This is a genomic window from Campylobacterota bacterium, assembly GCA_040752835.1.
In the GTDB taxonomy this organism is placed as follows: domain Bacteria; phylum Campylobacterota; class Campylobacteria; order Campylobacterales; family Sulfurimonadaceae; genus Sulfuricurvum.
In genome coordinates, this window is the sequence record JBFMGG010000008.1 from 18,842 (window position 1) to 32,109 (window position 13,268).

The following is a 13,268-nucleotide window of genomic DNA, read 5'->3' on the forward strand; positions in this document are numbered from 1 at the left end:
ATGACGTTGCGTGCGTTGATTCTGGCGGCGGTATTGATGGGGGGGTGCGCGACGACCCCGGTGACGAACCGGACGCAGTTTATGATGATCTCGACCGATCAGGAGATGAGCCTGGGGGCCAGCGAAGCGCAAAAGGTACTCCAGAAATCCAAACTCAGCACCGATAAGGCGCTTCAGGCGAGGGTCAAGCGGATCGGCGAACGGATCGCCGCGGTGAGCGGGCGGAGCGATTTCGCCTGGGAATTCAACGTCATCGAGGACGCGACCCCAAACGCTTTTTGTCTTCCCGGCGGAAAAGTCTTTTTTTACACCGGGATTTTGAAGATCGCCGAAAACGACGATCAGATCGCTACGGTGATGGGACACGAGATCGCCCATGCCCTGGCGCGGCACGGTGCCGAACGTCTTTCGATGCAGACGGCGAGCAACATCGGGGCGCAGGTGCTGGCCACCGCGCTCAACATTCCCGCACAGTACCAGAACCTCTATTCGCAGGCGTACGGCATCACCTCGCAGGTTGGGCTGATCCTCCCCTACAGCCGTAAATTCGAACACGAAGCCGACCAGATCGGGATCTACCTGATGTGGAAAGCGGGACACAATCCCCTCCAGGCGCTCCGTTTCTGGGAAAACATGGCCCGCCTCTCCCGATCGTCGCAGAAACCGCCCGCGTTTCTTTCGACCCACCCCGCCGACGAAGAGCGGATCGCCGAAATCCGCGCATACATCGCGCAGCTTCCCGTCCGTCCATGAATCTTCCCTACGCCGGCGAGCTCAAAGCGCTCAAACGTTCCGGACGCTATCGCGAACGCCGCCTTGCCGACGAGGCGTTGCTCGATGCGGCGTCGAACGACTATCTGGGATTGGCGCACCTGCCCCTGTTGCACCGCGCGGCGTGCGAGACGCTTGAACGTTCCGCTTACCATGCCCCGAAGGCCTCGATGCTGGTGGGGGGATACCACCCCGTCCATGCGGCGTTCGAACGCGCCTTGTGCGAGGCCAACGGCTTCGAAGCGGGGATCGTCATGGGGAGCGGATTCAACGCCAACATCGGCCTCATCGAAGCGTTGGTGCGCAAGGGCGATGTGCTGCTCATGGACGAGGATTACCATGCAAGCGGCATCCTCGCCTCCCGCTTATGCGAGGGGGAAGTGCTCTTTTTCCCCCACAATGACGCGGCGTATCTCGCCGAAGCGCTGGAACGCTTTTCGGGGCGGCGGATCGTCGTCGCGGTCGAGGGGATCTATTCGATGGGGGGAGATTGCGTCAGCCGCGCGATTCTCGAACTCGCGATGCGTCACGAAACGATTTTGCTGATCGACGAGGCCCACAGCAGCGGGGTGATCGGGCCGAAGCTCATGGGGATTCTCGACCATTACGCCATCGCACCCACCCCGCTCATGGTCAAAATGGGGACGCTGGGGAAAGCGTACGGGAGTTTCGGGGCGTACGCGCTGTGTTCCGAACACGTATGCGAGTATCTGGTTAACCGGGCGAAAAACGTCATCTACGCGACCGCTCCGTCGCTGTACGATACGGCGCTGGCGCACCATGCCCTCGATTATATCCGCGCCAACGCCGCCTCGCTGGGGAGCAAAATCCGAGCGCGCCGCGCCATCGTAGAGGAGATGCTGGGGATCGACGTCCCGGGCCTGATCGTTCCGATTCCGATCGGAGACAACCGCGAGGTGATGCGGTTGCAAGAAGAACTCAAAAACGACCTTGGGGTCCATGTCGGCGCGATCCGCCAGCCGACGGTCAAAAAAGCGATCGTCCGGCTCATCGCGCGGCTCGATCTCGACGAAAACGTTTTACGGCGGGTATGTGAGCGATTTGTCCCGATATTGGATAAAATATCGCGATGAATACCGTCTTGATCGATCGGCTGAAAATTACCCACGGCAAGAGCGTACTCGTCGATATTTCGCTGAATATCGGGAATTCTCTGGCGCTGGTGGGAGAGAGCGGCAGCGGAAAATCGCTGACCCTCAAAGCCCTCCTGGAACTTTTGGACCCGGGGCTGGAAGTACAACTGCAAAAGCGGTGCGCGTTTGCGTGGGAGCGGGGGAAAAGCGTCGCCCTGGTCCCGCAAAACCCTTTTACGGCCCTCTCTCCGCTGACACGGATCAAAGACCAGCTTTTCGTGCCGCGCGAACGGAGCGAAGAACTTTTCGCGCTTCTGGGGCTTGAAAAAGGGTTGCTGGAGCGCTATCCGCCCGAGCTTTCGGGGGGGCAGCTCCAGCGCGTCGTCGTGGCGATCGCCCTCTCCAGCATGCCCAGGCTGCTGCTGCTCGACGAGCCTACCACGGCACTCGACCCCGCCTCGAAAGAGGCGATGATCTCCCTACTCGGACGGCTGCAGTCGAGTATGGGGTTTTCGCTCCTTTTCGTGACGCACGATATGGGGGTCGCCGCATCGTTGTGCGAGGAGATTTGCGTCATCCGAGGCGGCAGGATCGTAGAAACGGGAAAGACCGCAGAAGTGATCGCCGCTCCCAGAGAAGAATATACCCAAGCGTTAATCGACGCCGAGTTTAAAAACAGAGGATTTAGAATTTGATGAACCTTTATGAACCCGAACAGCTGTCCCTGAAAGCCCGGATGAAAAAATATCTGCTGGCTTTGGCGGCAATTATGATTCTGATCCCCGTCGGTTTCCTGGGGTATCTCATCTACACGTTCGAATACGAAACCCAGCGCCTGATCAACTATCAGCCGCGCCTCACCACCGAGGTATACGACCGTCACGGCAACAAAATCGCCAACCTTTTCAGCGACCAGCACCGGTATTACGTATCGTACGAAAACATCCCGCCTCGACTGATCGAAGCGCTGCTGGCGATCGAGGACACGATGTTCTTCGAACACTACGGGGTGAATCCCGATGCGATCATGCGGGCGATCATCAAAGACGTCACCGCCGGAAAGCTCAAAGAGGGGGCGAGTACGATCACCCAGCAGCTGGTCAAAAACACCCTCCTCACCCGCGAGAAAAAGTTTTCGCGCAAATTCAAAGAGGTTCTCTACTCGATCCGGATCGAACAGCAGCTGACGAAAGAGCAGATCCTCGAGCGCTATTTCAACGAAATCTATCTGGGGCACGGCTATTACGGGATCAAAACGGCCGCCGACGGTTATTTCCGAAAACCGCTTAAAGAGCTGACTCTCAAAGAGTCGGCGATGCTCGTCGGCCTTCCCAAAGCCCCCAATTTCTATTCGCCGACCCGCAACTACGAACTGTGTCTGGGACGTGCGAACCGCGTTATCGCGCGGATGCTCGAACTGGGGTGGATCGATCAGGCGACCTACGAAAAAGCGACGCAGGAACGGCCGAAGGTCTACAACGACACGCTGAGCAAAAACTCCGGTCCCTACATTATCGATGAGGTCATGCGCCAGCTGGGCGACGCGTTTCCCGACATCCGCAGCGGCGGTTACAAGGTGTACACGACGATCGACATGCGGCTGCAGGAGGCGGGATACAAGGCGCTCCAGTCGGGTCGCGACGAAATTCTCAAGCGGGCGCAGGAGGCGGGCGATCTGGACGAAAACATGCAAGCGCAGCTCAACGGCGCCCTGATCAGTCTCGATCCCTATACGGGGGAGATTCTGGCCATGGTGGGCGGGTATGACTATTCGCTCAGCCCCTTCAACCGCGTCACTCAGGCCAAGCGCCAGCCGGGTTCGGCGTTCAAGCCCTTCATCTACCAGGTGGCGCTTGATAGCGGAATGTCCCCCGCGTCCCTGGTCCCCGACATCGCGCGCACCTATACCTATGCGGGGGCGGACGGCGAAGAGAAGACGTGGCAGCCCAAAAACTACAAAAACGAATACAAGGGGATGGTGACGATCCGTGACGCGCTCACCCATTCGCGCAACCTGGCGACGATCAACATGGTCAGCGACATGGGATTTGGCAAAGTGGTCGAGGGATTGCGCCGGTACGGCATCACCGAGAACCTTCCTCCCGATCTTTCGCTGGCGCTGGGGACGATGATGATCTCCCCTCTTGATCTGGCCAAATACTACACGATGTTCGCCAGCGGCGGAGGCCTCACCAACCCGATTTTGGTGCGCGAGGTCGTTACTCCCTCGGGAGAACGGGTCCGTTACGAAAACAAACGCCGCCAGGTCAACACGCCGCAGCAGATTTACCTGATGACGTCGATCCTCAAAGACGTCGTGAACCGAGGAACGGGAACGTTTGCCCGCGTTCCGGGGATCGAGATCGCCGGAAAGACGGGGACGACGAACAAAAACGTCGACGCCTGGTTTGCCGGGTATTCGCCGAGCGTCGAAACGGTCGTCTGGTTCGGGCACGACAATAATACTCCGATGCGCCGCAGCGAGACGGGAGGACGCGCCGCCGGACAGGCTTTCCGCTACTTTTACGAAGACATGCTGCGCATCTATCCGAATACAAAACGCTATTTCGACCGCCCCGCAGGGGTATACGACATCGCGACCGACGGCGAGGGCAACAGCAGCGAGGCGTTCACCGACACCTCAAAAGCCCCGGACGGCACCGAAGGGGCGACCCCCGCGACGAACGAACAGCTCGTATTCTAGGGGTGCGGTTTTATCTTTTTTTGGTCGCGGCCGAAAAATAAAGCCAGAGGCTTCCCCCGACGATCAGGAGCGTGAGGGGTGCCAGATAGGGTTTGTCGGCGACGAGCTCGTACCCTTCGATCAGCGCCGCCCCGCCCAGATAGCTTCCTCCGCCGACCACAACGGTCCAGACCAGCGCTCCCAGCGCGTTGTAGCCGCTGAATTTCCAAAAATCGTATTTGGTTAGTCCTACCGCCAGCGGAACGAGCGTTTTGAGGCCGTAGACAAACTTTTTGACGACGATGATCCATGCCCCGTGCTTTTTGATCAGGAGGTGGGAAAATGCCAGCTTCCGGCGATGTTTTCTGAAATATTCCATCATTTCGGATTTGTGGTAGCGGGACATGTAAAACAGCAGGGAATCGCCGATGAAGTTCGCGGTAAAAGCGACCGTCATCGAGAGCGACAGATCCATTTTGCCCATGTAACTGAGCACCCCGGCCCCCAGCAAGGCGACAAAGCCGCCGCCCAGCGAGTAGAGGAAGACGACCACGTAGCCGTATGTCGAGAGGTTGGTGAGCATTTCATCCATTTTGATTTTTAACGCTGCGGGAGTAAAACCCCCGCATGCTACGTTCACACCGGGTTTTCCTCGGCGGAAAGCCCACGCGCAGGTAGCCGCGCTTTCTCCTTTTTAAATTTATAGTTTACGAATCTTGGCAATTTCGTCTCGGAGGCGCGCCGCTTCTTCAAACTCCAGTTTTTTCGCCGCCTCCTTCATTTTTGCCGTGAGTTCGTCGACGAGCTTTTTCCGCTCGGCGGCGGGGAGGGTTTTGGCTTTTTTGGAGCGGTTGTAGAGCTCGGCAGGGTCTTCGAGCTTGAGGTTTTCGTCGAGGGAGCGCTTGGTCGATTTGGGGGTGATGCCGTACTCGCGGTTGAACGCCTCCTGCGCGGCGCGCCGTTCGGTCGTGGTGCGGATGGCTCTCTCCATCGATCCGGTGGTTTTGTCGGCGTACATGATAACCCGTCCCCGTTCGTTTCGCGCCGCCCGCCCGATCGTCTGGATGAGCGAGGTCTCCGAGCGCAGGAACCCCTCCTTGTCGGCGTCGAGGATCGCCACGAGGCTCACTTCGGGCAGGTCCAGCCCCTCCCGCAGCAGGTTGATCCCCACCAGCACGTCGAAATCGCCTACCCTCAAACCCCGGATGATCTGGTTGCGCTCGATGGCGTCGATCTCGGAGTGCATGTACTGCACCTTTATCCCCAGATCGGCGAGGTATTTGGTGAGGGCTTCGGCCATTTTCTTGGTCAGTACCGTCACGAGGACCCGGTCGCCCAGTGCGACCGTCTTTTTGATCTCGTCGTGGAGGTCTTCGACCTGGTTGGCGATCGGCTTGATCGTGATTTCGGGATCGAGGAGCCCCGTGGGGCGGATGATCTGATGGGCGAGGGTGGTGGAGAGCTCCAGTTCCTGTGCGGCAGGGGTCGCCGAGACGAACATATAATGAGGCGCTTTTTCGATGAATTCATCAATCATCAGCGGCCGGTTGTCCAGCGCACTTGGGAGGCGGAAACCGTAGTCGACGAGGACCTCTTTGCGGCTGCGGTCCCCGGCGTACATCCCCCGAAACTGCGGCAACGACACGTGCGATTCGTCGACGATGATGAGGTATTTGTCGTGGTGGAGGGCGAAGTAATCGAGCAGGGTGTAGGGTGCTTCTCCCGGGGCTTTGCCGGTGAGGTGGCGGGAGTAGTTCTCGATCCCCTTGCACATCCCGGTGGCCTGGAGCATTTCGAGGTCGAACTCGCACCGCTGCTGCAGCCGTTGTGCCTCGACGATTTTTCCCTGCTCGCGCAGCTCTTTGAGCCTCTGCCCCAGTTCCTCTTCGATCGCCCTGATTGCCCGGGAGAGCTTCTCCTGCCCTACGGCGAACTGGCTCGTGGCGTAGATCGTGATCGTTTCGATGTTCTGGATGACGCTGTTGTTGAGCGGTTCGAAGAGGGCAAGCCGCTCCACCTCGTCGCCGAAAAACTCGATCCGCAGCGCCTGATCCTGCCAGTAGGGGGGATAGATGTCGACCACCTCGCCGTTGACGCGGAAATGCCCCCCCTCGAAAACGCTGTCGTTGCGGGCATACCCCATTTCGACGAGGCGCAGCAGCAGTTTTTTCTGGTTCATCTCATCGCCCAGCGCGATCACCTGCACCATCTTTTCGTACTCTTCGGGGTCTCCCAGACCGTAGTTGGCCGATACCGAGGCGACAACGATGACGTCGTCGTAGCTGAGGAGGTTCGCGGTGGCCGAGAGGCGCAGCCGCTCGAGCTCGTCGTTGATTGAGCTGTCTTTTTCGATGAAAAGATCCTGGCGGGGAATGTAGGCTTCGGGCTGGTAATAGTCGTAATAGCTGATGAAATACTCGACGTGGTTTTCGGGAAAAAAGCTTTTGAACTCGCTGTAGAGCTGGGCGGCAAGGGTTTTGTTGTGGGTCATAATGATCGTGGGGAGCTGGACGCTCTCGATCACCTTGGCCATCGTGTAGGTTTTGCCCGAGCCTGTCACCCCCTCGAGGGCGACGTAGCGATCCCCCCGTTTGATGCCTCCGCTCAGTGCTTCGATGGCGACGGGCTGATCGCCTGCGGGTTGATAGGGGGTATGGACTTTAAACAGCGGCAAAAGAGACCCTCAAAAATAGATGTGAAATTATAGCGGAATTGTTGTTGCCTGATCTTGACTTTTTTAAAAACATGTACTATTATATGTACATGTTTAACAAGGAGGCATTGTATGACCGCCATTACTTATACATCCGCTCGTGAACAGTTTGCCCGTACGATCGATACGGCTGTCAATGACCATATTCCAGTACTCATAACGCGACGAAGCGGAGGCAATGCCGTGTTAATGTCTGAAGAAGATTTCCGCTCCTACGAGGAGACCGCTTATCTCATGCAAAGTACAACCAATGCGGTGCGTCTCAACAGCGCTATCGAATCGTTGCGCAGCGGACGCGGAATCGAAAAAGAGTTGATAGAGGAATGAAGATCGTTTTTGCCGAAGAGGCATGGAATGATTATCTCTATTGGCAAGAGACGGATAAAAAAATGCTCAAGCGGATTAATGAACTGATCAAAGCGATCAGCAGAGAACCGTTTGCGGGGATCGGTGATCCCGAACCGCTGAAATTTAACTGGAGCGGGTTCTGGTCACGGCGTATCAACCGCGAACATCGGATTGTCTATGCCGTCCAAGACGACTCGATTTTAATCGCCCAGTGCCGATACCATTATTGATTCGGTAACCCTCTATGCGTCTCCGTGTGAAAATAAAGAGCGCGAATGGAAGAGCACATAATTACCTGTATAAAACTACTTTTATACAGTCTATAACTCTATGGTTGCTCAAAAGCGAAAGTGACTATCAAAATGTGTTAAAATTGCGACCAGTAGATCAAACGAAAAAATTCCGATCCGAGGCTAATCATGCTTTTTAATCCGACTCCCCTGGAAAAACTCGAAACACTCGCAAGCGACCTTCTCTCCCGCTACAATACGGCTAAAGAAGAACTCGAAACCCTGCGTCAGGAGATTGTCGCCATCCGTGCCCACGGCAGCGGAAAAGACGATGAGATCGAGCGCCTCACCGCCGAGCTGCGGACCAAAGACGCCGAACTGACGGCCAAAAACGCGGAACTCGCCGAGAAGGATGCCGAGATCGAGGCGATCATCGCCAAGATCGAAAGCATGCTGGGCTGATCCGTGAAATCCAAAGTCTCCCTGACGATTAACGCCAAACGTTACGACATCGACGTCGAAGACGATTTTGCCCGTTTTTTGATCGCCGCGATGAAAGAGGATTTTCATTTCGAGGGGAACAACGACCTCAAAGTACTGTTGCAGGCCTACGTCCGCAAAAATTTCGCGTTGTTCGAACAGGAAAAGCAGATTGCCCGCTTGATCGAACGGCTGCACAACGCCTGATTTTTCTTCACAATCGCTCCACGATCCTTTTTTATACTGCTCCTATCCAAAGAGGAAAACCTCCCAAAGAGATTCCTCGAAGAAGGAGACGACAATGAAAAAACTTATCATGTTGCTGGCTGCGGCGGCTCTTGCGGCTTCGATGGCGCAAGCCGACGTGAAAACGGGTCAGAAGGTTTATCTCAAAACGCTCAAGGCGAAATTCGGGATGAACGGGACCAAGTTTGCCGCCGAACATACGGTGGCCGAATGGGAAGAACTCTTTGCGGATGACGCGAAAGGGTTCATCAAGGAATACGGAGAACGTTTCCCCGCTGCGGTGCCGGTGCTGGCCAACCCCGCGATGAAGGAGAAGCTGCAGGATATCGGCGATTTCGCTAAAGAATACGGTTCGGACAGCGGAAACGTCCCGTCGTGCGGCTAATACGCCGGCGGAACAATACCCAAAGGGACGCACCCCTTTAAAAACAAAAACACCGATAAAAGGTAAAGGATAGAAGATGAAAACGTTAATTGCACTTGTAGGATTGACCGCGATGTTGAGCGCCGCCGACGGAGGCGCTTTGTACCAAAAATGTGCCGCCTGTCACGGTGCCAAAGCCGAAAAACCGGCTCTTGGAAAATCCGAAGTGATCGCCGGATGGAGCAGCGCCAAAACGCTTGACGCCCTCAAGGGGTACAAGGCGGGAACGCGCAATACCAAAGGGATGGGCGCGTTGATGAAAGGGCAGGTTGCCGCCCTTTCGGATGCGGACATGAAAACGCTCGCCGATCACATCGCGAAAATGCAGTAAATTCCGCGCACTCTCTCCCGGGGGATTATTTCCCCCAGGGCATCTCCACGTACACCCTCATCACCACATCGTCATTCCACGGCAAAATAGGCCGCAGCCCCGCTTTTTGATACGGTTCAAGATTGTAACGGCTATATTCGGCGCTCATGCCCAGTGTCGCTTTGTTGATCCAGTCGGCCCCATCGTAGCGGACGATCAGCTCTCCGCGGTTTTCAAGCCATGTTTCGTCGTCACGGTATTGCTGGACCCGCGCGATCGCACTCGTTTTCGGGGTGAGAGCCGTTCGGGCTTCGGCGACGAGAGTGTAGGCGGGGGTCTCATGAACGAAATCCCCCGCACGGTACCCCCGGCTGCGCGGGACGTCGTCGTCGATTTCAAGCATGTAGTATCCCCCCAGCACCTGGAACCCCAGGATCAGCCCGGGGAAGGCGTAGCGCGCTTCGGTCCCGGCAAAGAGTTTGTAGTGTTTCTCGACGCCGCTGACCGTATTGTGTTTACCGTCGAAGTTTGCGATCCATCCCAGCGTCGCGTCGGGGGAGAAGCGGTATATATCCTGTCCGGCAGCGGTTCTGAGACGATACCAGATCGGCTGGTAATCGGGGTCGAGTTCGTCGTGGTCGTATTCGAAAAAGAGGGTGAAATCACCCTCCACTCTGATCCCCCCCGGGGTCAGGCTGCGTCCGATGACCCCTATGTCGGCTCCTGTGGTATGGGAACCCTTGTCGTTCACAAAGGTGTCGTGGATGCCGTAGGCGGTCGCCCATTCTGCACCTTGCAGCCAGATCGATCCGCAGAACAGTAACGGTGCCAGTCGGTTCATAGCGGCTCCTGAGTCGTTGAATGCCGCCATTTTAGCCTACCGCAGGGTTGTTCCACCTTACGCATATCGTTGTTCCGACGTTTTCTTCCGATTCAACGGCTATCGTCAAACCGTATTCTTTGGCGATCATTGCGACGATATGCAGCCCGATTCCGAATCCCCCCACACTTTTGTCGGCGCGGGTGTAGCGTTCGAATATCCGTTCCCGCATCGTTTCGGGGATGCCGATGCCGTTGTCTTCGACGCACAGCAGCCCGTTGCGCGCGACGACCGATACCGCCCCGCCCGCTCGGGTGTATTTGATCGCGTTGGAGAGGAGATTGTCGATCAGCCTGGCCGCTTTGGCCGGATCGATGAGCAGCTCAACCCCCGGATCGATTTCAAGGGCGAGGGAGAGTTTTTTCTGTTCGATCCGGTCCCTGAAATAATCGATCCGTTCGTGCAACAGCGTGCCCAGATCGAGCTGAACGTTCCGCACCGCAAGATCGTGGTTAAGAACCAGGTAGGTGAGGTCGTCGTAGAGGGTCGAGATGGTACGCGAGGCAATTTCGATCCGGTGGAGTTTTTTGGCTGCCGCCGGCGGAAGCTCGCCGTTTTTGAGCGCCTCGACGTTGGTGAGGATGGCGGTGACGGGGGTGTTGAGTTCGTGGGTCGTATCTTTGATAAAGTCGTCCAGCAGTGCAATCGCGTCGTTCATCGGACGCAGGAACATCCGCGAGAGGCTAAACCCGATCAGGGCGAGGAGGGCAAACAGCCCTCCGCCGAAAAGTGCGATGGTGCGGAACGCCTGTTCTTTCCACAGCCCGTCGTCGGGGGTCTCGAACACAAGATAATATTCTCCGAGTCCGTAGGGAGAGAGGGGGATGACGAGGTGGACGAACCCCGCGTGCAAGGCGATGTTTTCGTCGAAATCGCGGTGGCTTTGGCGGAGGTTGCCGACGAGCAGTTCTTTGTCGTAGCCGTAGAGGGCGGTGCGGTAGGCGAGGTCTTCGGGGAAGCGGTTCAGGTCGATCCCCGCTTCGAGCCAGCGTTTGAGGCGCGGGACATAGTTTTCCGATTGCAATTGCATCGCCAGGCGGTGGGAAGAGAGCATCTGTGCGCGGATCGATTCGTAATACAGGGTTCCGAGCAACGCCAGGATCAGGACGCTCATCACCCCGTAGAGGGCCAGAAAGGATCGAAGGGTACGGTATTTAGCGAAACTGATACCCGAGGCGTTTGTGGCTGACAATCCGATCCTTTCCGAGGTATTTGCGCAGGGTTTTGATGTAGGTTCGCAGGCTCCCGTCGCTGGGGGTTTCGTCGTAATCCCACAAATGCTCCATAATCCTTTCGTGGGAGAGGAGTTTGTTCGGATGCTGGATAAAGAGTTTGAGAAGTTTGTGTTCTTTGAGTTGCAGGTTCTGCTCTTTTCCCCCGACCCGGAGGGTCTGGCTGTCGATGTCGTAGGTGATCCCTCCGCCCAGATCGAGGGTTTCGGAAGGGTTGTGGAAAAAGTTGCGCTTGAGGATCGTTTTGATCCGCAGTAACAGCTCTTTGAGTTCAAAGGGTTTGCGCAGGTAATCGTCGCCGCCGCTTTCGAATCCGCTTTCGAGGTCGCTCATCGCGTTGCGCGAGGTGATGAAGATCGCGGGGGTGGCGTTTCCGTCGGCCCGCGAGGATTTGAGAAGTGAAAAACCGTCGCCTCCGGGGACGTTGACGTCCAGGAGGAGCAGATCGAACTTTTGCTCGAACATGGCGTCTTCGGCCTCTTGCGCGTCGTAGACGCAGACCACCTCATAACCGTTCTCTTCAAGGTATTCGCCCACGCTTTCGGAAAGGTTCGGGTCGTCTTCGAGAAGGAGAATTTTCGCCCTCATCCCAAAACTCCCGCACCGACGAAGAGGATGAACGCGATCAGCGCCGAGATGAGGGCGTAGGGAAGCTGCGTTTTGGTATGTTCGATCACGTCGCACCCCGAGGCCATGGCCGAGATGATCGTCGTGTCGGAAATGGGGGAACAGTGGTCGCCGAAGACCCCTCCCGAGATCACCGCCCCCATCACGAGGGCGGGAGGCACACCCAGGGCGACGGCGAGCGGCACCGCGATGGGGAGCATGATGCTAAACGTCCCCCAGCTTGTCCCCGTCGCAAAGGCGATGACCCCCGAAAGGAGAAAGATCGCCGCCGCGAGGTACTGCGGCGGAAGGTAGTCGCCGACGAACGAGGCGAGGTAGCGCCCCACCTCCATGTCCGAGCAGACCCCTCCGATCGCAAACGCGAACAGCAGGATCGAGGCGATCGGGACCATCGATTTGGCCCCTTCGAATGCCGTTCGCAGAAATGCCGGCGTTTCCATCGCCCCTTTGGAACGGTAATAGATCCACATCAATGCAAGGGTGAACAGCAGCGTGTAAAAAATGGAACTCGATCCGGAACCTTTGACGATATCGCCGCCCCCCGTGAGGAACATAAACCCGATCACCCCCGCGATCATCCAGAAGATCGGCCAGAGGAAAAAGCCGACCGAGCCCTCGGGATCGGCCGTTTCTTGGGCGGGTTCGTGAATGCGGGCCCGGCGCATGGCCCCCAGATCGATGTCGTACCAGACGGCGATAAACGTCACCCCCAGCGCGACGTAGGCGTAAAAGTTGAACGCGATCGATTCGACGAGCCATACGGCGCTTTCGCCGACGATGAGCCCCGCGGCGATCTGCCCGCCGATGAGCCCCAGCAGTAACGCTCCCCATCCGTTAAGGGTGATGATCGAGCACACCGGTGCCGAGGTGGAGTCGCATACGAACGCCAGTTTGGCACGGCTGATACCGTAGCGGTCGCAAAACGGCCGTCCGATCGCCCCCGCGACGAGCGAGGTGATGGAGGATTCGATAAAGATGACGAGACCCGCGATAAAGCTGGGGATGAGGGCGCCGCGTCTGGAACGGACCAGGGAGCGTTTGATGCTCAGTTCATGCACCAGCCCGCTGACTCCGCCGCTGCGTTCGATGAGAAACATGACCGAGCCGACCATGACCGCGAAGGCGAGCGTTTTGAGGACCCATCCTTCGCTGAGCAGTGCGGCGAAACGCTCGCCGGTGAGCACCAGGGTATCCAGGGGACGAAACCCCGCGATGATGAATTCCCCGACG

The 13,268-nt window shown here is 57.3% G+C and carries 16 protein-coding genes; 10 read left to right on the top strand and 6 right to left on the bottom strand.

Going from position 1 to position 13,268, the window contains the following annotated elements:
- From AB1763_09960 to AB1763_09975, 4 genes are read left to right on the top strand one after another with little or no spacing between them, the layout of a single operon-like run.
- On the top strand, window positions 1-753 hold the full coding sequence (locus tag AB1763_09960; GenBank protein MEW5833147.1) for a M48 family metallopeptidase: 753 nt from the start codon (window positions 1-3) through the stop codon (window positions 751-753).
- Window positions 750-1,865: an aminotransferase class I/II-fold pyridoxal phosphate-dependent enzyme gene (locus AB1763_09965; GenBank protein ID MEW5833148.1), complete on the top strand. Its 1,116-nt coding sequence runs from the start codon at window positions 750-752 to the stop codon at window positions 1,863-1,865. The genes AB1763_09960 and AB1763_09965 overlap by 4 nt, the downstream gene beginning before the upstream one ends.
- Entirely contained in the window at window positions 1,862-2,560 is a 699-nt protein-coding gene (locus tag AB1763_09970; protein ID MEW5833149.1) for an ATP-binding cassette domain-containing protein, read from the top strand. Before AB1763_09965 ends, AB1763_09970 begins: the two co-directional genes overlap by 4 nt.
- A complete protein-coding gene (locus AB1763_09975; protein ID MEW5833150.1) occupies window positions 2,560-4,569 on the top strand; it encodes a PBP1A family penicillin-binding protein in 2,010 nt (669 codons plus the stop codon). Before AB1763_09970 ends, AB1763_09975 begins: the two co-directional genes overlap by 1 nt.
- A 10-nt stretch (window positions 4,570-4,579) precedes the next feature.
- On the opposite strand, the gene AB1763_09980 is transcribed toward AB1763_09975, so the two are convergent.
- Together AB1763_09980 and uvrB are read right to left on the bottom strand one after the other, a co-directional pair.
- Window positions 4,580-5,140 carry a DedA family protein gene (locus AB1763_09980; protein ID MEW5833151.1) on the bottom strand — a complete coding sequence of 187 codons (561 nt, stop codon included), beginning with the start codon at window positions 5,138-5,140 and terminating at the stop codon, window positions 4,580-4,582.
- Between the two features lie 108 nt (window positions 5,141-5,248).
- Window positions 5,249-7,222: an excinuclease ABC subunit UvrB gene (gene uvrB / locus AB1763_09985; GenBank protein ID MEW5833152.1), complete on the bottom strand. Its 1,974-nt coding sequence runs from the start codon at window positions 7,220-7,222 to the stop codon at window positions 5,249-5,251.
- 111 nt (window positions 7,223-7,333) lie between these two features.
- On the opposite strand from uvrB, the gene AB1763_09990 reads away from it, so the two are divergent.
- From AB1763_09990 to AB1763_10015, 6 genes are all read left to right on the top strand, one after another.
- A complete protein-coding gene (locus AB1763_09990) occupies window positions 7,334-7,588 on the top strand; it encodes a type II toxin-antitoxin system prevent-host-death family antitoxin (GenBank protein MEW5833153.1) in 255 nt (84 codons plus the stop codon).
- Window positions 7,585-7,839, top strand: a complete 255-nt coding sequence (locus AB1763_09995) for a Txe/YoeB family addiction module toxin (GenBank protein ID MEW5833154.1) — start codon at window positions 7,585-7,587, stop codon at window positions 7,837-7,839. The genes AB1763_09990 and AB1763_09995 overlap by 4 nt, the downstream gene beginning before the upstream one ends.
- Before the next feature lie 189 nt (window positions 7,840-8,028).
- Window positions 8,029-8,301, top strand: a complete 273-nt coding sequence (locus tag AB1763_10000) for a hypothetical protein (protein ID MEW5833155.1) — start codon at window positions 8,029-8,031, stop codon at window positions 8,299-8,301.
- A 3-nt stretch (window positions 8,302-8,304) separates the two neighbouring features.
- Window positions 8,305-8,526, top strand: a complete 222-nt coding sequence (locus tag AB1763_10005) for a hypothetical protein (GenBank protein MEW5833156.1) — start codon at window positions 8,305-8,307, stop codon at window positions 8,524-8,526.
- Between the two features lie 94 nt (window positions 8,527-8,620).
- Entirely contained in the window at window positions 8,621-8,950 is a 330-nt protein-coding gene (locus AB1763_10010) for a hypothetical protein (GenBank protein MEW5833157.1), read from the top strand.
- Between the two features lie 76 nt (window positions 8,951-9,026).
- Window positions 9,027-9,320 (top strand): c-type cytochrome, encoded by a 294-nt coding sequence (locus AB1763_10015; GenBank protein ID MEW5833158.1) that lies wholly within the window; start codon window positions 9,027-9,029, stop codon window positions 9,318-9,320.
- 25 nt (window positions 9,321-9,345) lie between these two features.
- Here AB1763_10015 and AB1763_10020 read toward each other — a convergent pair whose 3' ends face one another.
- From AB1763_10020 to AB1763_10035, 4 genes are read right to left on the bottom strand one after another with little or no spacing between them, the layout of a single operon-like run.
- Window positions 9,346-10,140: a hypothetical protein gene (locus AB1763_10020; protein MEW5833159.1), complete on the bottom strand. Its 795-nt coding sequence runs from the start codon at window positions 10,138-10,140 to the stop codon at window positions 9,346-9,348.
- 31 nt (window positions 10,141-10,171) lie between these two features.
- Window positions 10,172-11,371, bottom strand: coding sequence for a HAMP domain-containing sensor histidine kinase (locus AB1763_10025; protein ID MEW5833160.1), 1,200 nt, complete (start codon window positions 11,369-11,371; stop codon window positions 10,172-10,174).
- Window positions 11,334-11,999, bottom strand: coding sequence for a response regulator transcription factor (locus AB1763_10030; GenBank protein ID MEW5833161.1), 666 nt, complete (start codon window positions 11,997-11,999; stop codon window positions 11,334-11,336). Before AB1763_10030 ends, AB1763_10025 begins: the two co-directional genes overlap by 38 nt.
- On the bottom strand, window positions 11,996-13,222 hold the full coding sequence (locus AB1763_10035) for a Na+/H+ antiporter NhaC family protein (GenBank protein MEW5833162.1): 1,227 nt from the start codon (window positions 13,220-13,222) through the stop codon (window positions 11,996-11,998). Before AB1763_10035 ends, AB1763_10030 begins: the two co-directional genes overlap by 4 nt.
- Window positions 13,223-13,268: the final 46 nt, after the last annotated feature.